This window comes from Pseudomonas wayambapalatensis (genome assembly GCF_049942315.1).
Taxonomy (GTDB): domain Bacteria; phylum Pseudomonadota; class Gammaproteobacteria; order Pseudomonadales; family Pseudomonadaceae; genus Aquipseudomonas; species Aquipseudomonas wayambapalatensis.
Window position 1 is genome coordinate 13,834 of sequence record NZ_JBNFMU010000229.1, and the last position, 26,993, is coordinate 40,826.

The 26,993-nt window shown below is 63.1% G+C and carries 22 protein-coding genes and 1 pseudogene; 11 read left to right on the forward strand and 12 right to left on the reverse strand.

Annotation, left to right across the window (positions count from 1 at the left end; all coding sequences use genetic code 11):
- Positions 1 to 49 precede the first annotated feature (49 nt).
- Positions 50 to 1,084 (reverse strand): DUF1853 family protein, encoded by a 1,035-nt coding sequence (locus tag ACPZMI_RS22270; protein WP_426353090.1) that lies wholly within the window; start codon positions 1,082 to 1,084, stop codon positions 50 to 52.
- Between ACPZMI_RS22270 and ACPZMI_RS22275 the strand changes: the two genes are divergently transcribed.
- Genes ACPZMI_RS22275 through pepN form a run of 6 tightly spaced genes read left to right on the forward strand, consistent with a single transcriptional unit; the run spans position 1,083 to position 7,595 of the window.
- The gene (locus tag ACPZMI_RS22275; protein ID WP_054893119.1) at positions 1,083 to 1,973 is read left to right on the forward strand and encodes an NAD(+) kinase; all 891 of its coding nucleotides are present in this window, start codon (positions 1,083 to 1,085) and stop codon (positions 1,971 to 1,973) included. The genes ACPZMI_RS22270 and ACPZMI_RS22275 overlap by 2 nt on opposite strands.
- The gene (locus ACPZMI_RS22280) at positions 1,973 to 2,944 is read left to right on the forward strand and encodes a metallophosphoesterase (RefSeq protein ID WP_186666765.1); all 972 of its coding nucleotides are present in this window, start codon (positions 1,973 to 1,975) and stop codon (positions 2,942 to 2,944) included. The genes ACPZMI_RS22275 and ACPZMI_RS22280 overlap by 1 nt, the downstream gene beginning before the upstream one ends.
- Positions 2,941 to 3,819 (forward strand): rhomboid family intramembrane serine protease, encoded by an 879-nt coding sequence (locus tag ACPZMI_RS22285; RefSeq protein ID WP_426353091.1) that lies wholly within the window; start codon positions 2,941 to 2,943, stop codon positions 3,817 to 3,819. Before ACPZMI_RS22280 ends, ACPZMI_RS22285 begins: the two co-directional genes overlap by 4 nt.
- 14 nt (positions 3,820 to 3,833) lie before the next feature.
- A complete protein-coding gene (locus tag ACPZMI_RS22290) occupies positions 3,834 to 4,094 on the forward strand; it encodes a YeaC family protein (RefSeq protein WP_065861159.1) in 261 nt (86 codons plus the stop codon).
- Positions 4,091 to 4,921 (forward strand): DUF2797 domain-containing protein, encoded by an 831-nt coding sequence (locus ACPZMI_RS22295; protein ID WP_186666763.1) that lies wholly within the window; start codon positions 4,091 to 4,093, stop codon positions 4,919 to 4,921. Before ACPZMI_RS22290 ends, ACPZMI_RS22295 begins: the two co-directional genes overlap by 4 nt.
- Positions 4,922 to 4,934: 13 nt before the next feature.
- Positions 4,935 to 7,595, forward strand: a complete 2,661-nt coding sequence (pepN, locus tag ACPZMI_RS22300) for an aminopeptidase N (protein WP_426353092.1) — start codon at positions 4,935 to 4,937, stop codon at positions 7,593 to 7,595.
- Positions 7,596 to 7,680: 85 nt separating this feature from the next.
- On the opposite strand, the gene ACPZMI_RS22305 is transcribed toward pepN, so the two are convergent.
- The 6 genes from ACPZMI_RS22305 to ACPZMI_RS22330 all read right to left on the reverse strand — a co-directional run bounded on the left by ACPZMI_RS22305 (position 7,681) and on the right by ACPZMI_RS22330 (position 14,407).
- On the reverse strand, positions 7,681 to 7,950 hold the full coding sequence (locus ACPZMI_RS22305) for a PAAR domain-containing protein (protein WP_426353093.1): 270 nt from the start codon (positions 7,948 to 7,950) through the stop codon (positions 7,681 to 7,683).
- 124 nt (positions 7,951 to 8,074) lie between these two features.
- A complete protein-coding gene (locus ACPZMI_RS22310; RefSeq protein ID WP_426353094.1) occupies positions 8,075 to 9,013 on the reverse strand; it encodes a hypothetical protein in 939 nt (312 codons plus the stop codon).
- 1 nt (position 9,014) lies between these two features.
- Entirely contained in the window at positions 9,015 to 10,898 is a 1,884-nt protein-coding gene (locus tag ACPZMI_RS22315; protein WP_426353095.1) for a hypothetical protein, read from the reverse strand.
- Positions 10,891 to 11,733 carry a hypothetical protein gene (locus ACPZMI_RS22320; RefSeq protein ID WP_411384092.1) on the reverse strand — a complete coding sequence of 281 codons (843 nt, stop codon included), beginning with the start codon at positions 11,731 to 11,733 and terminating at the stop codon, positions 10,891 to 10,893. The genes ACPZMI_RS22315 and ACPZMI_RS22320 overlap by 8 nt, the downstream gene beginning before the upstream one ends.
- Positions 11,730 to 12,305, reverse strand: a complete 576-nt coding sequence (locus ACPZMI_RS22325; RefSeq protein WP_426353096.1) for a DUF4123 domain-containing protein — start codon at positions 12,303 to 12,305, stop codon at positions 11,730 to 11,732. Before ACPZMI_RS22325 ends, ACPZMI_RS22320 begins: the two co-directional genes overlap by 4 nt.
- Positions 12,302 to 14,407, reverse strand: coding sequence for a type VI secretion system Vgr family protein (locus tag ACPZMI_RS22330; RefSeq protein ID WP_426353097.1), 2,106 nt, complete (start codon positions 14,405 to 14,407; stop codon positions 12,302 to 12,304). The genes ACPZMI_RS22325 and ACPZMI_RS22330 overlap by 4 nt, the downstream gene beginning before the upstream one ends.
- 359 nt (positions 14,408 to 14,766) lie before the next feature.
- Here ACPZMI_RS22330 and ACPZMI_RS22335 point away from each other — a divergent pair, with 359 nt between their 5' ends.
- The 5 genes from ACPZMI_RS22335 to ACPZMI_RS22355 all read left to right on the forward strand — a co-directional run bounded on the left by ACPZMI_RS22335 (position 14,767) and on the right by ACPZMI_RS22355 (position 19,996).
- The gene (locus ACPZMI_RS22335; protein ID WP_426353098.1) at positions 14,767 to 15,789 is read left to right on the forward strand and encodes a WD40/YVTN/BNR-like repeat-containing protein; all 1,023 of its coding nucleotides are present in this window, start codon (positions 14,767 to 14,769) and stop codon (positions 15,787 to 15,789) included.
- A gap of 20 nt (positions 15,790 to 15,809) precedes the next feature.
- Positions 15,810 to 18,182: an efflux RND transporter permease subunit gene (locus ACPZMI_RS22340; RefSeq protein WP_411384457.1), complete on the forward strand. Its 2,373-nt coding sequence runs from the start codon at positions 15,810 to 15,812 to the stop codon at positions 18,180 to 18,182.
- 126 nt (positions 18,183 to 18,308) lie between these two features.
- A complete protein-coding gene (locus ACPZMI_RS22345; RefSeq protein WP_186666759.1) occupies positions 18,309 to 18,599 on the forward strand; it encodes a DUF5629 family protein in 291 nt (96 codons plus the stop codon).
- Complete coding sequence (locus tag ACPZMI_RS22350; RefSeq protein ID WP_426353099.1) at positions 18,565 to 19,695, forward strand: lactonase family protein; 1,131 nt, start codon at positions 18,565 to 18,567, stop codon at positions 19,693 to 19,695. Before ACPZMI_RS22345 ends, ACPZMI_RS22350 begins: the two co-directional genes overlap by 35 nt.
- Positions 19,696 to 19,816: 121 nt before the next feature.
- Positions 19,817 to 19,996: a hypothetical protein gene (locus ACPZMI_RS22355; protein ID WP_288375321.1), complete on the forward strand. Its 180-nt coding sequence runs from the start codon at positions 19,817 to 19,819 to the stop codon at positions 19,994 to 19,996.
- A gap of 126 nt (positions 19,997 to 20,122) precedes the next feature.
- Here the strand turns inward: ACPZMI_RS22355 and ACPZMI_RS22360 are convergent.
- The 5 genes and pseudogenes from ACPZMI_RS22360 to ACPZMI_RS22380 all read right to left on the reverse strand — a co-directional run.
- Positions 20,123 to 20,263, reverse strand: a pseudogene (locus tag ACPZMI_RS22360) (glutathione S-transferase family protein); the annotation flags it as partial.
- A 45-nt stretch (positions 20,264 to 20,308) separates the two neighbouring features.
- Positions 20,309 to 21,046 carry a ribonuclease T2 family protein gene (locus ACPZMI_RS22365; protein ID WP_426353100.1) on the reverse strand — a complete coding sequence of 246 codons (738 nt, stop codon included), beginning with the start codon at positions 21,044 to 21,046 and terminating at the stop codon, positions 20,309 to 20,311.
- Positions 21,047 to 21,249: 203 nt separating this feature from the next.
- Positions 21,250 to 21,843 carry a glutathione S-transferase gene (locus ACPZMI_RS22370; protein ID WP_426353101.1) on the reverse strand — a complete coding sequence of 198 codons (594 nt, stop codon included), beginning with the start codon at positions 21,841 to 21,843 and terminating at the stop codon, positions 21,250 to 21,252.
- Positions 21,840 to 25,484, reverse strand: a complete 3,645-nt coding sequence (locus ACPZMI_RS22375) for an AAA family ATPase (protein WP_426353102.1) — start codon at positions 25,482 to 25,484, stop codon at positions 21,840 to 21,842. Before ACPZMI_RS22375 ends, ACPZMI_RS22370 begins: the two co-directional genes overlap by 4 nt.
- Positions 25,481 to 26,716, reverse strand: coding sequence for an exonuclease SbcCD subunit D C-terminal domain-containing protein (locus ACPZMI_RS22380; RefSeq protein ID WP_426353103.1), 1,236 nt, complete (start codon positions 26,714 to 26,716; stop codon positions 25,481 to 25,483). Before ACPZMI_RS22380 ends, ACPZMI_RS22375 begins: the two co-directional genes overlap by 4 nt.
- Positions 26,717 to 26,993 lie beyond the last annotated feature (277 nt).

Consider the following 26,993-nt stretch of genomic DNA (forward strand, 5'->3'; position numbering starts at 1 on the left):
CGATGATTTTTGGGCTCGGAACGGCATTTTCTCGAGCACTGGTCCTGGGTCATCCCGATAAGTTTGGCCAGCTGTCACGCACCAGAAACACTCGCTCCGCCTCTTGCCAGGCGCCTTCACCATCCTCCTCCAACCTCACCAGCAATTGTGCCGCGGCTCCTTCCTCCAGGCGCCACAGCCAGGCTGCAAAACCCGCCGCCCCCCAGCGATCCCCAGCCTCGACCCGTGCAGGTGCCAGCCAGGCATGGCGTTGCAGCGGTTGCCAGAGTGCCGTCGGGTGAGCGCTGGCATACTGCGCCCACTCGCGTCGATGCAGCCAGCGCCCGCGCAGGTGCGCAGGGTTGGCCCCGAAGGGGGATGTGGTTTGTCCCGGCCATGGATGAAAAAGATAGCCGCCCAGCCACAGGTGCGACTGCACATCGCCCACCTGCAGTTGATTCAGGGCTTCGCGGCTTTCGGCCCGAGCCGAGATCGGCAACTGATGTGCGACCAGATGCGCCAGCTTGCTGCCCAGCCGGTCGTGGCAACCTGGACCCAGCCACTGCGCCGGGTCGCGGGCATCAGCCTGATCCGGCCCGAGGTAGAGCTTGATCGCCAGTTCCAGGTGATGGTCGCCCGTGCGATCGCGCAGCAGGATATCCAGCTCACCCAAGGTTTGCCGGCCCTGGCGGATTGCCAGGTTGGCGGCCAGCAGCTCGACGCCGGGTGCCTGCTGCAGGGCGAATTGCCAGAGGCTTTCGTAGTACAGCCCCAAGCGCCGGCTGGTGAGGCGCGCCAGCCACGCCTGCAAGGGCTGCGGATCGCGGTCGAGGGCGAGCAGCCAGTCGCGCAACTGCCCGGGATCGTCCGCCCAGCCGCTGGCCGCCAGCGGATGGCGTTGCGGGCAGGGCGGTTCGCTCAGCAGCGGCGACGACAGCAGCGTCCACGCCAGATCGCGCACGCCAGAGTGGCGTAGCTGGCGGGGCAGGGCATGGAGGTCGGTGAAGGGCGTCATCCTGCGAGCATAGCCGGTTTGCCGCTGGCCGGTCGTTTCGCCCATAATCCAGGCATTGTCACCCGCCGCAGAGCCTTGCAGGAGCCCCATGGAGCAATTTCGCAATATCGGTATCATCGGACGCCTCGGTAGCTCGCAGGTGCTCGACACCATTCGCCGACTGAAGAAGTTCCTGCTCGAGCGCCACCTGCACGTGATCCTCGAGGACACTATCGCCGAAGTGCTGCCCGGCCACGGCCTGCAGACCTCCACGCGCAAGCTGCTGGGCGAGGTCTGCGACCTGGTCATCGTCGTCGGTGGCGACGGCAGCCTGTTGGGCGCCGCCCGAGCGCTGGCCCGGCACAACATCCCGGTGCTGGGTATCAACCGCGGCAACCTGGGCTTTCTCACCGACATTCGCCCCGACGAGCTGGAAACCAAGGTCGCCGAGGTGCTCGACGGCCACTATCTGGTCGAGAACCGCTTCCTGCTGCAGGCCGAGGTTCGCCGCCACAACGAAGCCATTGGCCAGGGCGACGCGCTCAACGATGTGGTGCTGCACCCGGGCAAGTCGACGCGGATGATCGAGTTCGAGATCTACATCGACGGCCAGTTCGTCTGCAGCCAGAAGGCCGACGGCCTGATCGTCGCCACGCCCACGGGCTCCACCGCCTACGCGCTGTCGGCCGGCGGCCCGATCATGCACCCCAAGCTCGATGCCATCGTCATCGTGCCGATGTACCCGCACACCCTGTCTGGCCGGCCGATCGTGGTCGATGGCAACAGCGAGCTGAAGATCGTGGTCGCCAAGGACCTGCAGATCTACCCGCAGGTCTCCTGCGACGGGCAGAACCACTTCACCTGCGCTCCAGGCGACACCATCACGGTGAGCAAGAAGCCACAGAAGCTGCGCTTGATCCATCCGCTGGATCATAACTACTACGAAGTCTGCCGCACCAAGCTTGGCTGGGGCAGTCGTCTGGGGGGCAGGGACGACTGATGCTCGATCCGGCACGCAGTTTCGACATCATCGGCGACGTTCACGGTTGTGCGTTGACCCTCGAACGCCTGCTCGACACCCTTGGCTACACGCGCACGGGTGGTGTCTGGCGCCATGCGCGGCGCCAGGCACTGTTCCTCGGCGACATCGTCGATCGAGGCCCGCGCATCCGCGAGGCGCTGCACATCGTCCATGACATGGTCGAAGCCGGCCAGGCCCACTGCATCATGGGCAATCACGAGTACAACGCCCTGGGCTGGGTCACGCCGGCGCTTCCCGGCAGCGGCAAGGCCTTCGTGCGCGAGCACACGCCGCGCCATGCCCGCCTCATCGACGAGACCCTCACCCAATTCGCCCAGCATCCCGGCGACTGGCATGATTTCATCCAGTGGTTCTACACCCTGCCGCTGTTCGTCGACGCCGGGCGTTTCCGCCTGGTGCATGCCTGCTGGGACCACCAACTGATCGCACAACTGCGCGCCCAATACCCGAACGGCCGTATCGACGAGCACTTCGTGCAGGCCTCTGCGGTCTCGGGAAGCTTTGCCTCGACCGTGTGCAACCGCCTGCTGCGCGGCACCGACATGCGCCTGCCAGACGGCCTCACGCTGACCGGCGGCGACGGCCTGACCCGCGCCTTCTTCCGCACCAAATTCTGGGAGGAAGACCCGCAAACCTATGGCGACATCGTGTTCCAGCCCGATGCGCTGCCCGAGGAAGTGGCCCGCGCGCCGCTCAGCCACAGCCAGAAGAACGCGCTGCTGCGTTATTCGGAGGATGAACCACTGCTGTTCGTCGGTCACTACTGGCGCAGCGGCCACCCCGCGCCGATCCGCGCCAACCTGGCCTGCCTGGACTACAGCGCGGTGCTCTACGGCAAGCTGGCCGCCTACCGGCTGGACGACGAAACCCGCATCGATCCGCACAAGTTCGTCTGGGTCGATGTCGACCGACCGCAGGCCAGCCAATGAACGTGATCGAAGTGATGCGTCTGCCGCTGGGTGTCGACCTCAGTGGCTTCGTCACCTTGTTGCGGCGCCTCGAGGTGCCGCACCGGGTAGTCGAGGAGGGCAGTGAGCAAGTGCTCTGGGTGCCGCCCGCCATGGCCGCGCAGGTGCTCGAGCTCTATCGCCGCTACCCTGACGGTAATGCCGATGCGGATTCGCTCGTGGGTGCGCAAACGCCCGCGAGCGAGCCGACCCGGCCCCCGCTGAAGGAGCAGTTGCGCGCCTGCAAGGTCACCGCTGCGATCCTGCTGCTGTGCATTGCCGTGGTCGGCTTGACCGGCCTTGGCGAAAACCTTTCGACCCTGAGCTGGTTCACCTTCCAGGACTACCAGGTACAGGGCGACTACCTCTACTTCGTGCCGCTGGCCCAAAGCCTGGGTGAGGGCCAGTGGTGGCGCCTGGTGTCGCCCATGCTGCTGCACTTCGGCGTCCTGCACCTGGCCATGAACGGGCTGTGGTACTGGGAGCTGGGGCGGCGCATCGAGTTGCGCCAAGGGCCTTGGGCGTTGCTGGCGCTGACCCTGGTGTTCAGCCTGGTGTCGAACCTGGCCCAGCATTTCATCGGCGGCCCAAACCTGTTCGGTGGCCTGTCCGGAGTGCTCTACGGCTTGCTCGGTTACCTCTGGCTCTACCAGTGGCTGGCGCCCAACCCCTTGTTCAGCCTGCCCCGCGGCGTGCTGGTGATGATGCTCATCTGGCTGGTGATCTGCCTGAGTGGCGTGGTCGGCCAGCTCGGCTTCGGCCAGATCGCCAATGCCGCCCATGTCGGCGGGTTGCTCATCGGATGCCCGACAAGCCTCTTGGGTGGACTGCTGGCCCGGCGTAAACTGTCGGCTTGATTTAGGAGACGCTCATGTCCACTTTCGCGCAAATGATCGAAAACATCACCCCCGAGATCTACCAGAGCCTGAAGACGGCGGTGGAACTCGGCAAATGGTCCGATGGCCGCAAGCTCACCGCCGAGCAGAAGGAGCTGTCGCTGCAGGCAGTGATCGCCTGGGAAATCCAGAACCTGCCCGAGGAAGAGCGCACCGGCTACATGGGGCCGCAGGAATGCGCCTCCAAATCCGCGCCGATCCCCAACATTCTGTTCAAGTCGGACTCGGTACATTGATCGAACTCGCTCGTGGCTCCTTGAGCAAGATGGCGGTGCGTCTCGAAGCACCGGTCGTGCAGTACAGCTTTCGCCTCGGTGAAGAGCAGGTGCCGGTCAACCCGTTGATCGGCCAGTCGCTGCGTCTGGAATACCTCGGTGCGATCCACTGCACCCATTGCGGCAAGCGCACCAAGACCAGTTTCAGCCAGGGCTACTGCTACCCCTGCATGACCAAACTGGCCCAGTGCGATGTGTGCATCATGGCCCCGGAACGTTGCCACTACGATGCCGGCACCTGCCGCGAGCCGTCGTGGGGCGAGCAGTTCTGCATGACCGACCATGTGGTGTACCTGGCCAACTCGTCGGGCATCAAGGTGGGAATCACCCGTGCCACGCAATTGCCCACCCGCTGGCTCGACCAGGGCGCCAGCCAGGCACTGCCGATCATGCGCGTGGCCACCCGCCAACAGTCGGGCCTGGTCGAAGACCTGTTGCGCAGCCAGGTACCGGATCGCACCAACTGGCGCACCCTGCTCAAGGGCGATGCCGAAGCGCTGGACCTGGTCGCGGTGCGCGAGCAGATCTTCGATGCCTGCGCCGAAGGCTTGCGCGAGCTGCAAGGCCGCTTCGGCCTGCAGGCGATCCAGCCACTGCCCGATGCCGAAGTGGTCGAGATGCGCTACCCGGTCCAGGCCTACCCGAAGAAGATCGTCAGCTTCAACCTGGACAAGGACCCGGTGGTGGAAGGCACGCTGCTGGGCATCAAGGGCCAGTACCTGATCTTCGACACCGGCGTGATCAATATTCGCAAGTACACGGCCTACCAGCTGGCCGTGCTCCAGTAAAAGGATCGTCACCATGCGTACCGAACAACCGCAAGTGATCTACCTCAAGGACTATCAGGCGCCCGAGTATCTGATCGACGAGACGCACCTAACCTTCGAGCTGTTCGAGGACCACACCCTGGTCCATGCGCAACTGGTCATGCGCCGCAACCCCGAGCGCGGTGCCGGCTTGCCGCCACTGGTGCTCGATGGCCAGCAACTGGCGCTGCAGCGCGCCGCGCTGGACGACCAGGAGCTGCACGCCGATGAGTACCAGCTCGATGACAGCAGCCTGACCCTCCACCCCAAATCTGAGCGCTTCATCCTCGACACCAGCGTGAAGATCCATCCGGAAAGCAACACCGCGCTGGAAGGCCTGTACAAGTCCGGCAAGATGTTCTGCACTCAGTGCGAAGCCGAAGGTTTCCGCAAGATCACCTACTACCTCGACCGCCCGGATGTGATGAGCACCTTCACCACCACGGTGATCGCCGAGCAGCACCGCTACCCGGTGTTGCTGTCCAACGGCAACCCGGTCGGCAGCGGCCCGGCAGAAGACGGCCGCCACTGGGCAACCTGGGAAGACCCGTTCAAGAAGCCGGCCTACCTGTTCGCGCTGGTGGCGGGCGATCTCTGGTGCGTCGAGGACAGCTTCACCCGCCAGTCGGGTCGCGATGTGACCCTGCGCATCTACGTCGAGCCCGAGAACATCGACAAGTGCGACCACGCGATGGTCAGCCTGAAGAAGTCCATGCGCTGGGACGAGGAGGTCTACGGCCGTAAGTACGACCTGGACATCTTCATGATCGTCGCGGTCAACGACTTCAACATGGGCGCCATGGAAAACAAGGGCCTGAACATCTTCAACTCCAGTTGCGTGCTGGCCCGCGCCGAAACCGCCACCGATGCTGCCCACCAGCGCGTCGAAGGGGTGGTCGCCCATGAGTACTTCCACAACTGGTCGGGCAACCGCGTGACCTGCCGCGACTGGTTCCAGCTGTCGCTCAAGGAAGGCTTCACGGTGTTCCGCGACGCCGAGTTCAGCGCCGACATGAACTCGCGCACGGTCAAGCGCATCGAGGACGTCGCCTACCTGCGCACCCACCAGTTCGCCGAAGACGCCGGCCCCATGGCCCATCCGGTGCGCCCGGACAGCTTCATCGAGATCTCCAACTTCTACACCCTGACCGTGTACGAAAAGGGCGCCGAAGTGGTTGGCATGGTCCGTACCCTGCTGGGCGCCGAGGGCTTCCGCAAGGGCAGCGACCTGTACTTCGAGCGTCACGATGGCCAGGCGGTGACTACCGACGACTTCATCAAGGCCATGGAAGACGCCAACGGCGTCGACCTGACCCAGTTCAAGCGCTGGTACAGCCAGGCCGGCACGCCGCGCCTCGAGGTCAGCGAAGCCTATGATGGCGCGGCGCAGACCTACAGCCTGACCTTCCGCCAGAGCTGCCCGCAGACGCCGGACAAGCTCGACAAACTGCCGTTCGTGATCCCGGTAGCATTGGGCCTGCTCGATGCCCAGGGCAATGACCTGCCGCTGCAACTGGCCGGTGAAGCGGCTGCCAACGCCGCGACCCAACGCGTACTTTCGGTGACCGAAGCCGAGCAGACCTTCACCTTCCAGGGCATCGTCGCCAAGCCGCTGCCGTCGTTGCTGCGTGGCTTCAGTGCACCGGTCAAGCTGAGCTTCCCCTATGACCGCGACCAACTGATGTTCCTCATGCAGCACGACAGCGATGGCTTCAACCGCTGGGAAGCGGGCCAGCAGCTGGCCGTGCAGGTGCTGCAGGAGCTGATCGGCCAGCATCAGCGCGGCGAAGCGCTGAAACTCGACCCTCGGCTGACCACTGCCCTGGGTACGGTACTGGGCAACGAGTCGCTGGACCCGGCCATGGTCGCCGAAATGCTGTCGCTGCCAGGCGAGGCCTACCTCACCGAAATCAGCCAGGTGGCGGATGTCGACGCGATTCATGCGGCCCGCGAGTTCGCCCGCAAGCAGATCGCCGAGCAGCTGTTCGATGCGCTGTGGGCGCGCTACCAGGCCAACCGCGAAGTGTCGCGCAACACCGCTTATGTAGCCGCAGCCGAGCACTTCGCCCGCCGCAGCCTGCAGAACATCGCGCTGTCGTACCTGATGCTCAGCGGCAAGGCGCAGGTGCTGGAGGCTACGCTGGAGCAGTTCGAGCACGCCGACAACATGACCGAGCGCCTGACCGCGCTGGCCGTGCTGGTCAATTCGCCGTTCGAAGCCGAGCGCGCCAAGGCGCTGGAGGCCTTCGCCGAGCACTTCAAGGACAATCCCCTGGTCATGGACCAGTGGTTCAGCGTGCAGGCGGCAAGCAGCCTGCCGGGCGGGCTGGCGCGGGTCAAGGCGCTGATGCAGCACCCGGCCTTCACCCTGAAGAACCCGAACAAGGTGCGTGCGCTGGTCGGCGCCTTTGCCGGGCAGAACCTGGTCAACTTCCATGCCGCCGACGGCTCGGGTTATCGCTTCCTGGCGGACCTTGTGATCGAGCTCAACGCGCTCAATCCGCAGATCGCCTCGCGCCAACTGGCGCCGCTGACCCGCTGGCGCAAGTACGATGCCGCGCGTCAGGCACTGATGAAGGGCGAGCTCGAGCGGATCCTCGCCTCCGGGGCGCTGTCCAGTGATGTGTATGAGGTGGTGAGCAAGAGCCTGGCTTGATCACATGGACCTTATCGTCGACCAACCTGAGTCCAGTCGAGCAGGTAGGTCGGCGATGAGGCGGACACTCGCGCCAATGCTCCGTTCAGCGCTTGGCATATCCCGCCGAGCAACTGGACCTGACCTGGCAGCCACAGTCCAGCTTGGCTGGCTCGAACATCAAGGGTCTGCCGTTGGACTTGATGCTGTCCTCCCCGCCCGAAACAAGTGCGAACACCCCGTTGTGAAGTGGGCATTCTGCTCGATCCCCGAGTACACACTGCGCACGACCGTTGATCAGCATACCGCTGGCCTCGATCATCCTGCCTCCTCCTGCGTGGACGTCATCCATGCGAATGGCACCGCGTCTGCTCATGCTTCAGATCTCCTTTGGTTCTTGGAACCCTCTCCTCGGTGCAAGCGCCGCTGAACCGTTGGCCATGATGCTCGGATCCTCGACAGCACCGAGGGCGCTGCCACTGCTTCAGAGCAAGCATGTGTCAACGTATCGCGCCCGTTTCGCGCACAGCTTCATACAACCCCTCAGGAACGGCTTCAGGGTTGTAGCGGCAGGCAGCTTTCATGAATTGCTCCAACAGTTCGTCGTGCTCCAACGGTGTGTTTGGCGGCAAGGTCAACATGGCGTAGGGGCTTTTCATCAACGGATGATCGATGGAGGGAGTCTCCAGGCCGAGCGAGCGGCGCAGGTTTTTGATGGCGAGGATTTCGGCGGGGTAGACGGCCTCGAAGGGTGAGCCGAACTCGAAATTGCCGGAGTCGACTTCGCGTGAGTTCAGGGCAATGCGTTCGACGTGGGTATCGCAAGCGGCTAGCAGGATTGGGAGGAGCTTTTCGGGATCGGGTTCGCGCCAGTGTGCGACCAGTTGGCCCCAGGCAGGGTCGCGGGGGAGCGCGTGTTTGTCGAGGTCGAGAGGTTTGCCGAGCCAATCACCGATGATGGTGAGGCCAAAGGCGGCATAGCGTAGGGTGGTGCCTATGGGCAGATTGTGGCCGTCGTGAACGCCGTAACCACCGTTTAAACCGAAAAAAACAGTTTGATGGAAGGGCTCGATCCGACTGAGTTGGCCGGTGGAAATCGCACAAAACATGACATGGGTAATGCCGTCCAAGTCATCAAAACTCGTTGTATTGGTTTTCCGTAAGCGCTCAATCATTATCGCGTCTGATACAAGTAGTTCTAGAGCTCCAAGGGCGAGTTGTACTGTTTTGGTTCTGCACCCATAGTGTGGGGTGTTATGCATGGCATCTGCAATTTTCGCCATTCCTCTCGAGAAAAACTCATCGGCGGCCATGCTAAATGAATCGTTGCTCTCCAAATATCTTGTGATGTGATCGATGTTTAAGGTTGGCTTGTTTTTGGCCCAGAAGTCTATTAATTTTAAACTTTTTGTTAATCGTAAGCTTGTTTCTATTTTCATGTTAGTTCCAGTGGTTTAGTTGGATGCCGTTAGCATTTTTTATCAGCGTACTTGGTTGGCCTTTAGGGTCAAAGAAGACCTGGGCGTGTATGTGAAGTGTCTTGCCTTCGAGCGTGCTCTTTCGGATGGCAGTCAATTTTGATGTGAAGTCAGGATCCATTGCTTTCAAGGAAGCTTCTTCCCATCCCTGACGCTGTTTTCTTATGAGGCTTTCGATTCGCTGCATGTTTTGTTTGCCTCCTCTTGCCTGCGTTTTTAAAAAACCAGGCGTCCTACTCTTCCCCAGCGTCGTCTTCACCTCGATCACCAACAACGTCCCTTCCTCGAACCTCAACTCTTCCACCGGTGCCGTCCCTTTGATCCCATCGATGTGATGGCGCATGGCCCCGGTAGTGGGATTCCTCACGGTCATCGACGGCGGTGGCGGCACGTATACCAGCATGTCGATGCCTTGATCGCTCCTGTTCTTCAGCCCGAACTGGCTGGCCTTGCCGGGTTGGGTGCTGAGCCCGAGGATGTTCTCGGGCTTGACCTTCCAGTGACTGACCAACGCCGCTGCCAGGGCTTCTTCGCCGGCATCGGCGACCACCCGGGTCAGGCTGCCGCCCATGCGCACCGGCCCGACGCTGTGCTGGATCAACGCCACCAGGCGGTCGCGCAGGGTGGTGGCCATGTACTGGTAGTCGGCCTTGCCGCCGGTGACGTCCAGGCCTACCAGGCTGGCGTTGCGCTCCACTGAATGGAGCTCGCTGGCGCGCACTGGCAGGCCGCCGTCAACCACGCGTCGGTCGATACGGGTTTCCAGTACGTTGATTTCGCCCGCCGTGCGCCTGCCCAGCCGTCGGACCGCGTCTTCGCTCAAGGCGGTGTCGTCCAGGCGCACAGTGGTCACGCTGCCGGGGCGGACCTTGTGCATGAGCCAACGGGCGCCACCGTAGGCCGCGGGCAGCAACAGCGCGAGATTGATGGCCATGAACACCTGCTTGCCGCGGGCTTCGGCGGTGTCAGGGTTGGCCAGGCGGGCCAGGTCGGTGAAGAATCGCTCGCCGATGCTCAAGCCCTCGCCGGTGATCATGCGGCTGCTGCCATCGACGATGGCATCGGCGGCCAGCGCGGCTTCGATGGCGGCGAAGGCATAACGGCCCACGGTCACACCACCGGTGATGCCACGTACTACCGGTATCATCGCCAACACGCCGAGGGCGGCTTCGCCAGCGCCTGCCACGCTTGCCCAAAAGCGCGCGCTGGCCTTGGCCTCGATGAAATGCCGTGCCAATTGCTCGCACGCGTCGGCGATGGGATACAGGCCGGTGGGGCTATGCCAGGTATACGGCGGGCTGATCCGACGCTCGCCGTTGTCGTCGAGGTATTCCTCGCGCGCAGCTTCAGCCCAGCTGGCGTGGGTGAATGTGGCGAAATAGAGCTTGCCGGCCAGGAACAGGAAGTTGCGCTGCAGTTCGAAGCCGAGCCCGTCATGGGTACGGACACCCATGTGGTCGAGCACCGGCGGCGCCAGGTCGTTGTCCCGGATCTGCTCATCGACGCACAGCAGTTCGAATTTTTCGCGGCTGACGAACGCATGGAACTCGGCGAGCCAGGCATCGCCCAGGGTCGTGCCGGCGTGTTCCAGCACTTGTTGCAGAAACGTATCGCGGTAGTTGCGGGCGTGGTCGCGGATCCACGGGTTGTTGCGGAACCAGCCTGGGCCGACGCCATCGCCGGAGGGGATGCCCAGCAGCGAGTCGCAACCGTCCATGCCATCGAGCGAAAACAGTGCGCCGGGGAGCGAGCAGGGAATGCAGACACTGGCTGGAGCGGGCAGGGCGCCGTTGCGCACATCCTGGCGCAACCGTTCCAGGCCAGAGTTCGGGAGGGGTTCAGGCATGCGAGAAGTTGTCCTTGAGTGCTTGCTGGTGAGCGATCAGTTCCCGGGCCAACTGCCGGCCTCTTTCGCGCGGGCATTGCAGTTCATCCAGCGGCTTGACCCATGAACTGAACAAAGGGTTATGGTGGAAATAGCGGCCGAACGTGATCGCTAGCGCGATGTGCAACAACACGTGATGGCGTGAGAGGGGGGCAAGCTTTCGCAGGTCGTCGGATGGCTGCGGAATCCGTATGCCGTAATGCTGGTAGCCCAGTAGTTGGTTGCCGCTGAGTTCCTGGGGCGAGGGGCGGGCCAGCGCGTACCTGGCGTAGGCATCTGCCTCGTACAGGCGATAACTGGCCTGCTGCGTTTCGCATGCGATACCACGCAGCGTCATCAGTTGCTCGAGGGCGTACCAGAGGTGGTTGGGATCTTCGCTTTGCGCTGGGGCCTCGAGCATGGACAGGGTGATGTCATGCATGCGCGATAGCTGCTTCTCCAACTGCTGGCGATGGTTGATCGTGTGCTCGGTCAACAGGGCCAGCCGCTCCTGCTGGCGCATGCCGGGGGCTTGATCGACGTGTGCCAGCAGCTCGCAGGCCGGGTCTTTCCACCACCCCAGCCCCAGGAGGAAATGAGGCAGGACCAGGATGCTGTAGTCACCAGGGTGGTAGGCCTCGGTATGCTCGAGTAGCTCGGTTACGCAGGCGACCAGCAGCGGCACGCGTTCGGGACGGGTATGCAGTGTGGCCAGCGAAGGCCCGAGCGTTGCCAGCAGGCTTCGAGAAAGGCGGCGGTTGTTGGCATGCAGCATGGCTTTGCGTACAGCCTCGAGTTCCAGAGGCGGCAGCTTCATGGTGTGTCCTTCGCTCGAGGAAACCGCCAGGCCAGACAGCCCATCTGCTCGCACGTGTCCGCTGCTTGCTCGAACAATGGTTGTGCAGCCATTGCCAGCTCGGTTTTCGGGTCATGGAAATAAAGCGTGCGCAGACGCCCATGATCGAACAACTGCGCGAGTGCACTCGGCTGCCTTGCCAGTGACGCGACATAGAAGCTCAGCGATCCGGGGTCACCCAGACGCAGGAAATAGCGTTTTTTGCCCTGCTGGATCTTGCTGAACCGGCGCAGGTGCCGCCCCAGTGCTGCAATCGCTGCATCGGTCTCGATCACCGTGCAGCCCAGGCCGCCGTGCGCGGAACCTAGCCAGGTATCAAGGGCGCTGTCGGGGGTAAGCTGGAACAGCCATGGGGCATGTTTTTCCAGCCCGCTCCCCGGTTCCAGATGCCAGAGGCACAGGTGGCTTGCGCCCTGGAACTCCAGGTGCCCTATCAACCCTGGGTGGGCGGAGGCTTCTGCGAGCAGGTACAGATGGCCGCTGGCAGGCTCTGTTCCGAGCCCGCATTCGCGCAACTGCGCAATAAAACTCATGCGCCCCCCTTCTCGCTGAAGGGGCATTCCTCGATCAGTGGAGAACCCTCGCGGATCGCCGCTTCGATCGCGTCGGTCTGGGCGTTTGCAGGCGTCTGGTAGGTGACGTTGCCGTTGAAGCGGATATTCGTCGCTTCGATCGTGATGCCGTCGGCATCGAAGACAATCTTGCCGCTGGGGCCACGAATATGGATGCGCTCGGTGCCCTGGAGCATGTAGGAGGGGGTCAGCAAGCGTTGGCCGGTGCGGATCTCGAGGGTGCGAGTACCTTCGACGATGAGTGTCTGGTTTCGCCCTACCGTGAAATGCTGGTCTGTGCCGACGGTTTCCTTGCTGGCATTGCCGATGTCGCGCACCGCGTTGCGGTCGATGGTGGTGAAACTGTCCTGATGCACATGATCGCGGCGGTCACGCCCTGTGCTGGTCGTCTCGTCCCGGGCAATGCTGGACTGCGCATCACGGCCAGTCTTGGTGGTCCGGTCGTTGCCGACGATGCGCTGGTCGTCATGAAGCACCTTGGTGTTCATATTCCTCTGGGCATGAATGAACACTTCTTCGCAGCCCAGTTCATCCTCGAAACGCAGTTCATTGAAGCCGTTGCCTTTGTGGGTCTGGCTCTTGATGGTCATGCGCGTCTTGTGGTCGGGCAGGTCGTAGGGCGGCAGCTGGGTGCCGCAGTAGGTGCGGCCGGTGATCATGGGCTGATCGGGGTCGCCATTGACGTAGTGGATGATCACGTCATTGCCGATGCGCGGGATGGCCATAGATCCCCAACTGCCCCCGGCCCAACCCTGCGAGACGCGTACCCAGCAGGAACTGAACTCGTTGTCGTGGCTTTCACGGTCCCACGGGAAGCTGACTTTGACGCGTCCCCATTGGTCGCAATAGATCTCCTCGCCAGGTGGTCCGACGACGGTAGCCATGTGCGGGCCGTCGATGCGAGGTTTGTCCAGCGGGGCAGGGCGCCACTCGTCCAGCCCCGGGACCAGCACTGCGGTGTGCTGGTAATGCGTGCCCTGGTCCGCGCGGCTTGCTTCCTCCTGCAGGCTGGTGAACTGCTTGCCCGTGTGGGTCAGGCCGATGACTCGCCAGTGGACGTTGAAGTCGTCTCGCGGATGATCGGTGAGCGTGAAGCCCAGGCCTGGTTGCAGGCGTATGTCATCACCTTCGACTTCGGCGATGCGGGCGTCGTGCCGCAGGGCGCTGATGCGGGTTTCGGTGAATGGCTTGCCGACCTTGTAACGCTTGTAGCGACCGGGGTAGTCGAAGCGTTCGTAGTTCGACGATTGGTGGGCCAGATGACTGGCGGGCGCGCACGCCCTGTGCTCCTGGCGGTAGGCCGGGTGTGTGAAGGTATGGTCGCGTTGCACCTGCCGTGCGGTACGGACCTGCTCGCTGTAGCGAAGCTTGCGCAGGCATGGTTGTTCCGGATCGCCACCGCCGGTGCAATGGTAGAGCACTGTATAGGCGGCGCCGGGTGTGTCGTCATCGAATGGATCCTGGTCATCGGCCTGGATGGCGCTGCGGGTGAGCGTTCCCATCGACAGCAGACGATCAGTGATGAGCAACGTGTGGTGCTTGGCGCTGTGGGCGAAGCGGTAGACCAAGCCCTCTTCGGCCGCGAGGCGAGCCATGAAGTCGAGGTCCGTCTCCCCTGCCTGTACACAGAACTCACGGACCTGGTGGTCGAGCACGGTGCTGATTTCGAATCGCGTGATGCCCTGGCGTTCGAGCATCAGTTGGAGAATCTGCGGGACCGTCTTGTGCTGGAAGATGCGCCAGTTCGAGCGCAGCCTTGCGCGGGCCAGCTGTGGCTCTACCCGAGCGTGATAGAAGGTGCGCTGAAAGCCGCTTTCACCCTGACTGAAGCTGCTGACCAGGCCGTGGACATAACGTACCGGTCGTGCGCCTTGCCAGAGGGTGAACAATGCGGGTTTATCGAGTAGATGGCCGAAGTCGATGTCGTTTTCGTGGCTGACCAGATCGAGTGTCAACTGAAATGGCGTGCTGACGGTTTCATCGAGCGTGAACGACACCACCTCGAATTCAGCGCTGCCTGCCAGGGGCGTGAAGGTGAAGCGCAAGTCGGATTGGCTTGGCATAAACGGTCCTTGTCGGGTTCTGCATGTCTCTGTGAACGGGTAAAGCGTTCGGAGGCAGTCAGAAAAGACCGTAATGCGATGGGGAATAAGCGTCTTGCCAGCGGCTTCCTTTAGTGTTGTGGGAGATTTCCCGGATGCGTAGCGGCGCGGAGGGCACGGCACAGCACTCGTTCGCGGGGAAAGCATCCCAGTATCCCGTGCAGCGATGGGGCGGTTAACAAAACATAACGTCCCGCCCGTTGTGTTCGCGCGATCTTCCCCGATAGGATGGCCCAAAGCTATTGCAGGGCTCTGGATCAAGGGTTTTCGCAGTACCTGCAAGGCATTGACCCACTACAAGAACACAACAGGGGGCGGTCATGAGGGAATGGCTGAGGGCGGATGCCAGGCGCGGAGCCTTGGCGTTGACGGCCAGCGCGTTACTGGCGCTGGGCACATGGACAGGCACCGCACAGGCCGCGGCCGTCGCTGAATACTCGGTGGAATCGGCCAAGGCCAGCCAGAGCCTGCTGATCGACGCCGTACACGCCGGCAAACGCCTGGTGGTGGTCGGCGATCGCGGCCATATCCTGTTCTCCGACGACCAGGGCAAGACCTGGACCCAGGCCCGGGTACCCACCCGTCAACTGCTCACTGCCGTGTTCTTCCTCGACGACAAGCGTGGCTGGGCGGTCGGTCATGACGCGCAGATTCTCGCCAGCAGCGACGGCGGTGCGACCTGGAGCAAGCAGTTCGAAGACCTCTCCCGTGAAGCCCCGCTGCTCGATGTGCGTTTCATCGATGCCCAGCACGGCTTCGCCGTCGGCGCCTATGGCGCGCTGCTGGAAACCACCGACGGTGGGCAGAACTGGCAGGACGTCGCCGAGCGTCTCGACAACCCCGACCAGTTGCACCTCAATGGCATCACCCAGGTGAAGGATGCCGGCCTGTTCATCGTGGGCGAGCAGGGCAGCATGTTCCGCTCCAGCGACGACGGCCAGACCTGGTCGCATGTCGAAAGCCCCTACGAGGGCTCGCTGTTCGGCGTGACCGGCACCGGGCAAGCGCGCACGCTGCTGGCCTACGGACTGCGCGGCAACCTGTTGCGCTCCACCGACTTTGGCGACACCTGGCAAGCCATCCCGCTGGAGGCCGGGCGGGGTCCGCTCGAATTCGGCCTGGCTAACGCTACGCTTCTCGAAGATGGCAGCCTCGTCGTGGTCGGCAATGGTGGCAGCGTGCTGCGCAGCCGCGACGATGGCCAGACGTTCACGGTGTACAACCGCGCCGACCGCATCGCGCTGGCCGGTGTCAGCGGCCTGGTCGATGGCGGCCTGCTGCTGGTGGGGCAGGGTGGCATACACCTGGCCACTGCTGAAGGCGCCGAGGAGGCTCGGCCATGACCCGTCCGGAGAATTTCAACATGCCCCACCACAAGGACAAGGCCACCCTGCTCGAGCGGCTGATCTTCAACAACCGCCCCGTGGTCATCGCCCTGTGCGTGCTGGTGAGCATCTTCCTGTTCTGGCAGGCCACGCAGATTCGCCCCTCCACCAGCTTCGAGAAGATGATCCCGCTGCAGCATCCGTTCATCGAACAGATGATGGAGCACCGCAATGACCTGGCCAACCTCGGCAACACCGTGCGCATCTCGGTCGAGGCGGTCAATGGCGACATCTTCGACAAGGACTACATGGAGACCCTGCGCCAGATCCACGACGAGGTGTTCTACATCCCCGGCGTCGACCGTGCCGGGTTGAAGTCGCTGTGGAGCCCGAGCGTGCGCTGGAGCGAAGTGACCGAGGAAGGTTTCTCCGGCGGCGAAGTCATCCCCAACACCTACAACGGCTCGCAGGACAGCCTCGACACCTTGCGTGACAACGTGCTCAAGTCTGGCCAGGTCGGGCGGCTGGTGGCCAACAACTTCAAGTCGAGCATCGTCGACATTCCGCTGCTGGAAAACTTCCCCGACCCGCAGGACCCGGGCAAGCTGACCAAGCTGGACTACCAGAAATTCTCCCACCAGCTGGAAGAGAAGATCCGCGACAAGTTCCAGGCGCAGAACCCGAACGTGAAGATCCATATCGTCGGTTTCGCCAAGAAGGTCGGTGACCTGATCGACGGCCTGGTGATGGTGGCGATGTTCTTCGGGGTGGCGCTGGTCATCACCTGGGCGTTGCTGTACTGGTTCACCTGGTGCATCCGCAGCACCATCGCCGTGCTCATCACCACCCTGGTGGCGGTGGTGTGGCAGCTTGGGCTGATGCACGCGGTCGGCTTCGGTCTCGATCCGTACTCGATGCTGGTGCCGTTCCTGATCTTCGCCATCGGCATTTCCCACGGGGTGCAGAAGATCAACGGTATCGCCTTGCAGTCCAGCGATGCCGACAACGCCCTGACCGCCGCGCGGCGCACCTTCCGCCAGCTGTTCCTGCCGGGGATGATCGCCATTCTCGCCGATGCAGTGGGCTTCATTACCCTGCTGATCATCGACATTGGCGTGATCCGTGAGCTGGCCATCGGGGCCTCGATCGGTGTGGCGGTGATCGTCTTCACCAACCTGATCCTGCTGCCGGTCGCGATCAGCTATGTCGGCATCAGCCAGAAGGCCATCGCCCGCAGCAAGAAGGATGCGGTCTGCGAGCATCCGTTCTGGCGCCTGTTGTCGAACTTCGCCAGCCCCAAGGTGGCGCCGGTGTCGATCGCACTCGCGCTGGTCGCCTTTGCCGGCGGGCTCTGGTACAGCCAGAACCTGAAGATCGGCGACCTCGACCAAGGCGCGCCGGAGCTGCGTCCGGATTCGCGCTACAACCAGGACAACAGCTTCATCATCAACAACTACTCGACCAGTTCGGATGTACTGGTGATCATGGTCAAGACCCCGGCCGAGAGCTGCTCGATCCACTCGACCATGGCGCCGATCGACGAACTGATGTGGACCATGGACAACACCCCGGGGGTGCAGTCGACCATCTCCCTGGTGACCGTGTCCAAGCAGGTGATCAAGGGCATGAACGAGGGCAGCCTGAAGTGGGAGACCCTCTCGCGCAACCCGGACATCCTCAACAACTCCATCGCCCGTGCCGATGGCCTGTACAACGCCGACTGCTCGCTGGCGCCGGTGCTGGTGTTCCTCAACGACCACAAGGCCGAGACCCTCGAGCGCGTCACCGCTGCAGCCAAGACCTTCGCCGATGCGCACAACAAGGAAGGCCTGCAGTTCCTCATGGCGGCCGGTAACGCCGGCATCGAGGCGGCCACCAACGAGGTGATCAAGTCGGCCGAGCTGACCATCCTGATCCTGGTCTATATCTGCGTGGCGGTGATGTGCATGATCACCTTCCGCTCCTTCGCCGCCACCTTGTGCATCGTCCTGCCGCTGGTCCTGACCTCGGTGCTGGGCAACGCCCTGATGGCGTTCATGGGCATTGGCGTGAAGGTTGCGACGCTGCCGGTGGTCGCCCTGGGCGTGGGCATCGGTGTGGACTACGGCATCTACATCTACAGCCGCCTGGAAAGCTTCCTGCGCGCGGGCCTGCCGCTGCAGGAAGCCTATTACGAGACCCTGCGCTCCACCGGCAAGGCGGTGCTGTTCACTGGCCTGTGCCTGGCGATCGGCGTGTGCACCTGGATCTTCTCGGCGATCAAGTTTCAGGCCGACATGGGCCTGATGCTGACCTTCATGCTGCTGTGGAACATGTTCGGCGCGCTGTGGCTGCTGCCGGCCCTGGCGCGGTTCCTGATCAAGCCCGAGAAGATGGTGGGCAAGGAGGGTGGCTCGATCTTCGCCCATTGAGGAAACCGACGCTATTGGTGCAGGAGCGGCGCAAGGCCGCTCCTGCACGGTTTCAAGGCCTCTTGCAGTGATCCGAAGAAGTGATCCGAAGATATAATGGCCACCTTCCTAGCCCAAGGTGCCCCCATGCCCCCTCTCGCGACCGCACTGCAAACCTGCGACATGCTCCTGATCGATGGCCTGCACGCCTTCGAGTTCACCTGCGACACTTCCGGCCTCATGATTGAATGCATGGACGGCCGCCAGTTGCGCCGCTGGAGTTTCACCCCCGAGCAAATGGCTGCCGCCCGCGCAGAAGGGAACGATTGGTTGCTCCACGACGCCCAAGCAGAACACCGTCTAGTCTTGATGAGTGCGTTTCGCGCCCCGGAAGATGACGAAGATGAAGCTGACCTGGAAGCGCCTGCTGACCGCTAGTCTGATGAGCCTGTCGATCCACACCCACGCTGCCACCTTGCTGGTCGGCAGTTACACCGAGGGTGCCAGCCAAGGCATCTACCGTTATCAATTCGACCCGCGCAGTGGTCAGATCGCCACGCCAGCCCGGCAGGTGGTCAAGGCTGTCAGCCCGTCGTGGCTGGTGCTGTCGGCCGACCAGCGGCAACTGTTCGCGGTGAACGAAACGCCCATGGGGCACCTCAGCAGCTTCGCGGTGAGTGCCAATGGCGAGATCACGCCGCTGAACCAGGTCGCCAGTCTGGGTGACGAACCGACCCACGCCAGCCTCAGTCACGACCAGCGCTACCTGTTCGTCGCCAACTACGCCGTGGCGCCCGATCCTGGCGGTAGCCTGGTGGTGGTCCCGGTGGCGCGTGACGGCAAGCTCAAGGCGGCGCTACAGCAGTTGCGCCATGCCCCTAGCAAGGTCAACCCCGAGCGCCAGGCCGGTGCTCATGTGCATTCGGTGGTCCAGTCGCCCGATGGCCGCCACCTGTATGCCAGTGACTTGGGGGCCGACAAGGTGTTCATCTACCGCTACGACGGCGCCAGTGCCGACCTGCCGTTGAGCCCGGCGATACCCGCATTCGTCAGCTTGCCGCCAGGCAGCGGGCCACGGCACCTGCTGTTCGATGCCAAGGGCCGGCATGCTTACCTCACGCTGGAAATGAGTGCCGAGGTGGTGACCTTCGATGTTCTGGACGGTGCGTTGCATGAGCGTCAGCGCCTGCCGTTGACCGACAGCAGCGATCCTGCCGCCAAGGCCGCGGGTGGCCTGCACTTGTCCGCCGACGGACGTTTCCTGTACGTCAGCAACCGCGGCAGCGCCAATCAGATCGTGGTCTACGCCGTGGGCAAGGACGACGGTCAGTTGACCTTGTTGCAGCGTCGCTCGGTGGAAGGCGATCACCCACGCGAATTCACTCTGGACCCAAGCGGCAACTTCCTGTTGGTGGCCAACCAGAAGAGCAGCCAGATCGTGGTCATGCGCTGCGATCCGCGTACTGGCAAGCTTGGCGAAACGGTGCAGACACTGCCCCAGGACGCGCCTTCGGACCTGAAGTTTCTCGATTGACTATCAATCGGCGTGATAATCGCTACTGCTGCAATGAATTTCAGCCAAGCGCCTCGTCGGCGTAAGTTTGACCCAAGGCCCAAGAGGGCCACTGTCAAACACCGAAGACGAGGACACTCCGATGAACTTCAATCTCTTCCCGGTCATTGCCGCTTCCGCCATTTCCGCTTCCGTCGTGCTGCCGGTCCATGCCCAGTCGGAAAGCCGCAGCAAGGCTGCCGAAACCCACAGCTACACCGAGCAGTACCTGCGCCAGAGTGCCCACTTCCACGCAGCCCTGAGTGTCAAGCACAGCAACTGATCGACCCCTGACAGGTTCTTGTGGGAGCGGGCTTGCTGGCGAAGCAGTCACCACGGTGCCATGGCACCGACTCCGCCGGTGTTCGCGAGCAAGCCTACTCCCACAGGAACCTGGTCAATTGGTTTTTCAGCGGACCATGATCGCCTTGAACAGGTCCGATGCCAGCCATCCCTGCAACCAGCTCCGCACCCGCGGATAAGCCGCCTCGGCGAACCACTGAGGTTCGACCCCGGCGAACTGGCGCAGCAATGGCAGCAACGCGGTGTTCAGCCCAGTAATGCGTGAAAGGTGTTCGCCGTTGGCAGAGACCTTTCAGATTTCATGCGGCTTGCCGCCAGGAATATGGGTAGGTGCCTTGTCGTTGCAAGCGACACCGATTTGCAGGTTCTTTTCGCCGTTGTAGGGGTTTCCTTGGCGATCAATCAAGTAGAAGACTTCATGCAGGTATTGCTTACCCTGCTCTTGGTAGCAGCGGAATGAGGTGTTCTCTGGGAAAGCGGATTTGATCTCGGCGAAAGGCGTGTCTTTCCCGATCATTTGATTGAACTTGGATTGGTCGTACTTCACCACGGTGCGCAAATTCACGAAGTCCGCGAAATAGCTATGCAATTCCTGGCCCGAGCAACTGCCATGCTTGCTCCACTCATGGCGAAACATACCTTCTGGTCGCTGCGTGACCATGTTGGCCAGCTTGGGAATCTTCAGGACTGCTTGCATCTGCTCGTCGGAGATCGTGCATTCCTTGCCCGTACATTTGGACAGGGCCTCACAGAATTGTGGGTGGCGATTGTTCTTGGGCTCAATGCTTTTGCTGTAAGGCCAGATTCCATGGGTGAGGAAGGCCTGTGGCGCGTTCTCACAACCCGCAGCCCATTTGTCCTGGGGCTTCCTGAGTTTTTCCATTTCACAGAAAGAGGGTTGCCAAGTCACCGAATACACCAGGAAATCGGTGGGAAATTCAGAGGGTGATGGGCCGGCTTCTTCGTTGGCATCCATTGCCCAAGCGTTGGTGGCAGCGAGAAGTGTCAGGCTGGCGAGTAGTTTTTTCATCGGATCCATCCTCAGATAACACCGCATGTTGATGCGGTTTACGAGGAATCTACTGCGCTATGCGCGTTATTGACCACTGGCAAAAATGACAGGTCATGGGCATGTCAACTTGGACGGTGCCGAACTGACATGGGTTTATTCCCTATCGGTTCAGGCCGCCGGACGGCTGGAAACAAGTCCGACCTGGCACAGAAAAGGTTGTTTCACCGAGCCATGACTGCCTTGAACAGGCTTGAGTCCAGCCATCCCTGCAACCAGCTCCGCACCCGCGGATAAGCCGCCTCGGCGAACCACTGAGGTTCGACCCCGGCGAACTGGCGCAGCAGTGGCAGCAACGCGGAATCGACCAGGCTTGGGTGGTCTGCCAGCAGGAAAGGCCTGTTCTCGAGCAGGCCTTCGAGCTCCGCCAGCCAGGCCTCGGCCTGCTGGCGGTAGTGTTCGCGTGAATGCTCCGGGTAGCGCTCGGCGTACTTGTACAGGTTGACCTGTGCCTTGAAATCCCGGTCATTGCGCGCGATCAACGCCTCGCCTCGTTCAGCCGCCAGCGGATCGGCCAGCAGCCGCCAGTCCTGCGGATCGCCATGCGCCAGTGCCCAGCGCATGATATCCAGACTTTCTTCCAGCACCCGCTCCCCGGTATCGAGCACCGGCACCGTACCCTTGGGCGACAGAGCCAGCAGCTCGGCCGGCTTGTCCTTGAGCGCCACCTCGCGAATTTCCACGTCACAACCTGCATAGCGCAGGGCCAGGCGCGCACGCATGGCCCAGGGGCAACGGCGGAACGAATAGAGAATCACCCGCAGACCTCGACATCGCTCAGGCCGTTGCCCTGGCGACGCACCTGGATCTGTACCGGAATACGCTCATGCATTTCCTGCACGTGGGAAATCACCGCGACCTTGCGACCCTGGGCCTGCAGGCCGTCGAGCGCATCCATGGCCAGTTGCAGTGACTCGGGGTCCAGGCTGCCGAAGCCTTCGTCGATGAACAGCGATTCGATGCGCAGGGTGCTGGAGGCCATCGATGCCAGCCCCAAGGCCAATGCCAGCGAGACCAGGAAGGTCTCGCCGCCCGACAGCGAGTGCACCGAGCGCAGTTCATCGCCCATCTCGGTATCCAGCACCAGCAGGCCGAGGGCGCTGCCGCCGCGTTTGAGGCGGTAGCGCCGGGCCAGCTGGCGCAACTGGTTGTTGGCGTGGTGCAGTAGCAGGTCGAGGTTGTAGCCCTGGGCGATCTTGCGAAACACATCGCCTGAGGCCGAGCCGATCAGGTCATTGAGCCGACCCCAGCGCTGGCGCTCGCCACGGGCCTTGTCGATGTCCTCGGCGAGTGCCTGGTGCGCCTCTTGGCGACGCTGGTCGTCGGCCTGCTGGGCACGCAGCTCGGCGCAGTGCTGTTCGTGGATGGCCAGTTGCTCGCGCAGTTCGTCAAGGCTCTGCTGCAGGTCTTGGGCCGAAGCCTGGACGGCGGACTCGGCGCTGTGCTGTTGCAGACGCTGTTCGCGCTCGTGCAACAGCACCTGCGCTTGCTCGACGGCCTTGTCGGCATCTTGCAGGTGCTGGCGCAGCGCGCTGACGGCGGCCTTATCGATGGCCAGCAGGCGCTCCAGGCCGACGTCGTCCAGTTCAGGGTGTTCGGCGCGCCATTGGGCGATGTCGCCGTGCAGTTGCTGGTGTTCCTGTTCCAGTGCCTGCTGGCGATTGCCGTTGGCCTTGAGCTCACTGGCCAACTGCACGCCTTGGGTGCGCAGCGTCTGCAGGTGTTGTGCGGTATCGGCGTCGAGCGCCCGTGCCTGCTCCAGTTGCGCATCCATATGCTGTTGCCAGGCTTCGGCGCTGGGCTGTTCGCCGAGCAACTCGGCCAGCGCGGCCTGGGCCTGCTGTCGCTGGGCCTCGAGGGCGGCGAGTTGCTGGCGCAGTTGCTCCTGGGTGTCCAGCCGTGCTTGATGCTGATCGCGCAGCTTGTCCAACTGGCGTTGGCGCGCCTGCTGTTCTTCCTGTTCGTCCTTGCGCTGTTCGAGCTGCTGCAGGCGCTGGCTGATCTGCTGGTCGAGGGCGACGAAAGCGTGGGTCGGATCGTCGCTCAGGGCCTTGAGCACGTCGCCCGGCAGCACGCTGGCGAGGTCCTTCAGCCCTTGCTCCAGTTGCTGCTCGTCGTTGGCCAAGGCTTGGTGTTGTTGGTCCAGATGGCGCTGGGCCTGTTGCTGGGCTTCTTGTGCCGCCTGCAATTGCTGGGTGAGGCGTGCGGCGTCCTTCTGCAGGGCGAGCAGGGCGCTCTGGCGTTTCTCGTCCTTGCCGATTTCCTCGTCCAGGCGCCGCAGCTGGCTGTCGAGCCAGACGCTGCGTGCCTTGTCGTCCTGTGGTGCCAGGGCTTGCCACAGACTGTGGGCCTGCACCTGTGCCACCAAGGGTTGCAACTGTTCGCCGAGTTGCTGTTGCTGCTGCTGGAAATCCTTGAGCTGGGCGTTGACCACGCCCAATTGGGTGCGCAGTTCCACCAGTTGGCCGTTGAGGGTCTCGACCTGTTTCTGCGCGGCTTCTTCTTCGGCCTGGTCATGGCGGCCAAGGCTCTGCAGCAGCGCTTCGGGCTGGTGGAACGGATGCTCGGCGCTGCCGCAGACCGGGCAGGGTTCGCCGTCGCGCAATTGGCCGCGCAATTCTTCGACGCTGGTGTTGCGCGCCAGGCGCTGGCGATCGAGCAACTGGCGGGTGAGGGCGAGTGCCTGTTCTGCCGTTTCCAGCCTGGCCTTGGCCGATGTACCTTCGCCGATCAGTTGCTGGCGCTGCTGCATGGCCTGTTGCTGCCGCTCACGCAGGGCGTCGAGCTGCTGGCGCAGTTCCATCTCGCGACCGTGCAGGCGCGACAGTTCCTCGACTGCGCGCTGCTGCTTGCGGTTGTCCTGCAGCATGCCGCCGAGCAGGTCGATCTGTTCGGCCAGGGCCTGGGGCTCGGCCTTGGCTTCGCGGAACAGCAACTCGAAACTGTCGCGCTGGGTTTGCAGCTGGGTATTGGCCTGGCTGGCCTGTGCCTGCAAGCCTGGCAGTTCTTCGCGACCCTTGGCCAGGCGGCTGCCGATCAGCATCACCTGCTTGAGTTGCGGGAGGTAGGCCTGCCAGGCATTGGCCAGGCCCGCCAGGTGTTGGCTGTCGGCCAGTGCGGTGTCGATCAGGGCCAGTTGTTCCAGGCTGCGCTGCTGGTTCTGTTCCAGCTGCTGCAGGTGCTGCTGGCTTTCGGCAAGGTCCTGCTCAGCCTGCTGGCAGGCCGAGTGCTGTTTCGCCAGGTCCTGGTCGAGGCGGGCGAGGCCGTCCTGGGCGGCAAAGGCCTGCCGCAGGCGGGGGGCGTTCTCGCTGTGCTGCGCCTGGCTTTGTGCGAGCGCATCGCGTGCGCTGAGCTGCGCCTGCTCCAGTTCGCCGATACGGGTGTGCAGTTCGGTCTGCTGGCGTACCTGCTCGGCGATTTCGGCGGCCAGCGGCGTGAGCTGGGCGGCCAGGGTCAACTGGCGGTGGAACTGATGGCGCTGGGGGGCCAGGCGCTCCAGGCGTTGCAAATCGATACGCTGCTCGCTGAGCTGGGCGCTGGTGTGCTCGGCGGCCTTGAGCGCTTCACTGGCTTCGGTGTGTTGGGCCAGCAGGCGCTGCTGTTCGCTGAGCCAGATGCACTGTTGTTCAAGCTGCCGCTCGCGCGCCTGTTCGCCCTTGAAGTGCTGTTGCGCCTGCTCCAGGCGCTGGTCAAGTTCGGCACGGGCCTCAGCGGCCAGCGGCAGCAAGTGGCTGGCGCGCTCCTCAAGTGCCTTGAGCGCCTCGGCGGCCTCGCGCGAGCGGGTGAAGGCGCGCTGCCCCAGGCGGGTATAGATGGCCGTGTTGGTGAGCTTTTCCAGCAGTTCGCTACGTTCGCGATCGTCCGCCTTGAGGAAGGCACCGAACTCACTCTGGGCCAGCATCACCGCACGGGTGAACTGCTCGAAATTCAGCCCCAGGCGGGCTTCGGCCAGTTGCTTGTATTCGTTCTTGCCACTGGCCAGCAGTTGTTCGCCGTCCAGGTCGTAGAAGCTCTGGCGGCTGTGTTGCAATTTGCCGTTGGCCTTGTCCCGCGCGCGGTTGGCCTCCCAGCGGGCGCGGTAGCGCTTGCCATCGATGCCGACGAAATCGACCTCGGCAAAGCCGCTGCCGGTGCCCCGGCGCAGCAGGTTGCGCGGATCGGAGGTGGGGATGTCGCCATCGGCGTCCGGCACCTTGGCTTCGCGGCCGATCTCGTTCAGACGTGGCACCGTGCCGAACAGCGCCAGGCACAGGGCGTCGAGCAGGGTGCTCTTGCCTGCGCCGGTCGGCCCGGTGATGGCGAACAACCCGGCGCTGGCCAAGGGCTCGGCAGTGAAGTCGATATCGATGGGACCGGCCAGGGAGGCAAGGTTCTTCAGGCGGATGGCCAGGATCTTCATGGCTGCTCCTCCAGTTGCACGTCCTGCAGCAGCAGGGCGAAGTCGCTCAGGATCTGTTCATCGACGGGGCTGCCGTAGGCCTGCTCCCAGGCGCGGCCGAACAGGTCCTGCGGGGTCATCTGCGACAGCTCGACGAAGGCCTGTTCGTCCTCGTCCTGAGCATTGCGCCCGGCATATTCGGCGCTGATGCGCACCAGGCGCACCGCCTTGCCCTGCAGTGCGCTTTCTACCTGCTGGCGCAGGTCGGGCTGCGGCTCGTCCAGGCGTACCCGCACTTCCAGCCATGGCTGGCGATTGGGGTCTTCGAGAAGGTCGATCACTGGCAGGTCGGCAAGCTGCTCGAGCAGTTCGCCGAGCGGTGCCGGGCCCATGCGCTGCAGGGCCACGGCGCGCGGCACCAGGCGCGGTTCGACGCTGAGCAGCTCGGTGCCGTCCAGCTCGATCTCCAGTACCTGGTGCGGATAGTTGATCTCGGCGAACGACAGCGGGATAGGCGCGCCGCTGTAGCGGATGCGGTTCTCCCGGTTGACCTTCTGTGGCTTGTGCAGGTGGCCCAGGGCGACATAGCTGATGGCCTTGTCGAACAACCGCGCCGGCAGGGCTTCGGCGTTGCCGATGATCAGGCTGCGCTCGGAGTCTTCGGAAATCGAGCCACCGGCCATGTGGGCGTGGCTGATGGCGATCAGCGCCTGGTCCTTCTTGCGCTTGCCAAGGGCGGCGGCGATCAGCTGCTGGTGCACCTGGGTGATGCCCTGCAGGTAGTCATCGCCCAGTTGCGGACCGGTGACTTCTGCCGGGCGCAGGAAGGGCAGGGCCAGGCACCAGGCACAGACCTTGCCGCGGGCGTTGGTCAGCGGGATCAGCAGGCGCTCGGCGTCGAGCTGGCCTTCGTCCAGCCAGTGCACCCGGCCCAGGGCGTGGGTGCGCAGGCGGCGCATCAGGGCGGCGGGCAATTCGATGCGCGAGCCGGAGTCGTGGTTGCCGGCGATCATCACGATGTCCAGCTTGGGCTGCTGTTCGTGGGCCTGGACGATGAAGTCGTAGAGGCGCTCCTGGGCTTTGACCGGTGGGTTGACCGTGTCGAAGATATCCCCGGCGATCAGCAGCGCGTCGGGTTGGCGCAGGCGTAGCTGGCCGAGCAGCCAGTCGAGGAAGCAGGCGTGTTCGAAGTCGCGTTCCTGGCCGTGGAGGCTCTGGCCCAGGTGCCAGTCGGAGGTGTGAAACAGACGCATGGAGGACCTGTTGGTGTCGAATCAAGCGACCGGTCGGGGCTGCGCTTGAGATGGGGTCTCGGAGGGCGGGTATGGTAACCCAAGTGGCTGTGCAGGTTCGCTTTGCTGTTGCTGCCGAAGTCGTCAGGCGAAGTGGTTGTGTAGAGGCTGACAGGTGCTTGCCGAAAGATTTTGGGTGCCTATGAGATCGAGCGCCGCCCGCGGGCGCGTTGCGGGAAAAACCACTCCTCCAATTTTTTTCTGGCCCATTGTTCCTTTTTCCCCGGCGCGCGACCAC

What these genes read in the sequence shown, in the direction of transcription:
- ACPZMI_RS22275 (WP_054893119.1), top strand. Translation starts at nt 1,083, where the DNA reads ATGGAGCAATTTCGCAATATCGGTATCATCGGACGCCTCGGTAGCTCG.
- ACPZMI_RS22270 (WP_426353090.1), bottom strand. Translation starts at nt 1,084, where the DNA reads ATGGGGCTCCTGCAAGGCTCTGCGGCGGGTGACAATGCCTGGATTATG.
- ACPZMI_RS22280 (WP_186666765.1), top strand. Translation starts at nt 1,973, where the DNA reads ATGCTCGATCCGGCACGCAGTTTCGACATCATCGGCGACGTTCACGGT.
- ACPZMI_RS22285 (WP_426353091.1), top strand. Translation starts at nt 2,941, where the DNA reads ATGAACGTGATCGAAGTGATGCGTCTGCCGCTGGGTGTCGACCTCAGT.
- ACPZMI_RS22290 (WP_065861159.1), top strand. Translation starts at nt 3,834, where the DNA reads ATGTCCACTTTCGCGCAAATGATCGAAAACATCACCCCCGAGATCTAC.
- pepN (WP_426353092.1), top strand. Translation starts at nt 4,935, where the DNA reads ATGCGTACCGAACAACCGCAAGTGATCTACCTCAAGGACTATCAGGCG.
- ACPZMI_RS22305 (WP_426353093.1), bottom strand. Translation starts at nt 7,950, where the DNA reads ATGAGCAGACGCGGTGCCATTCGCATGGATGACGTCCACGCAGGAGGA.
- ACPZMI_RS22310 (WP_426353094.1), bottom strand. Translation starts at nt 9,013, where the DNA reads ATGAAAATAGAAACAAGCTTACGATTAACAAAAAGTTTAAAATTAATA.
- ACPZMI_RS22315 (WP_426353095.1), bottom strand. Translation starts at nt 10,898, where the DNA reads ATGCCTGAACCCCTCCCGAACTCTGGCCTGGAACGGTTGCGCCAGGAT.
- ACPZMI_RS22320 (WP_411384092.1), bottom strand. Translation starts at nt 11,733, where the DNA reads ATGAAGCTGCCGCCTCTGGAACTCGAGGCTGTACGCAAAGCCATGCTG.
- ACPZMI_RS22325 (WP_426353096.1), bottom strand. Translation starts at nt 12,305, where the DNA reads ATGAGTTTTATTGCGCAGTTGCGCGAATGCGGGCTCGGAACAGAGCCT.
- ACPZMI_RS22330 (WP_426353097.1), bottom strand. Translation starts at nt 14,407, where the DNA reads ATGCCAAGCCAATCCGACTTGCGCTTCACCTTCACGCCCCTGGCAGGC.
- ACPZMI_RS22335 (WP_426353098.1), top strand. Translation starts at nt 14,767, where the DNA reads ATGAGGGAATGGCTGAGGGCGGATGCCAGGCGCGGAGCCTTGGCGTTG.
- ACPZMI_RS22340 (WP_411384457.1), top strand. Translation starts at nt 15,810, where the DNA reads ATGCCCCACCACAAGGACAAGGCCACCCTGCTCGAGCGGCTGATCTTC.
- ACPZMI_RS22345 (WP_186666759.1), top strand. Translation starts at nt 18,309, where the DNA reads ATGCCCCCTCTCGCGACCGCACTGCAAACCTGCGACATGCTCCTGATC.
- ACPZMI_RS22350 (WP_426353099.1), top strand. Translation starts at nt 18,565, where the DNA reads ATGAAGCTGACCTGGAAGCGCCTGCTGACCGCTAGTCTGATGAGCCTG.
- ACPZMI_RS22355 (WP_288375321.1), top strand. Translation starts at nt 19,817, where the DNA reads ATGAACTTCAATCTCTTCCCGGTCATTGCCGCTTCCGCCATTTCCGCT.
- ACPZMI_RS22365 (WP_426353100.1), bottom strand. Translation starts at nt 21,046, where the DNA reads ATGAAAAAACTACTCGCCAGCCTGACACTTCTCGCTGCCACCAACGCT.
- ACPZMI_RS22375 (WP_426353102.1), bottom strand. Translation starts at nt 25,484, where the DNA reads ATGAAGATCCTGGCCATCCGCCTGAAGAACCTTGCCTCCCTGGCCGGT.
- ACPZMI_RS22380 (WP_426353103.1), bottom strand. Translation starts at nt 26,716, where the DNA reads ATGCGTCTGTTTCACACCTCCGACTGGCACCTGGGCCAGAGCCTCCAC.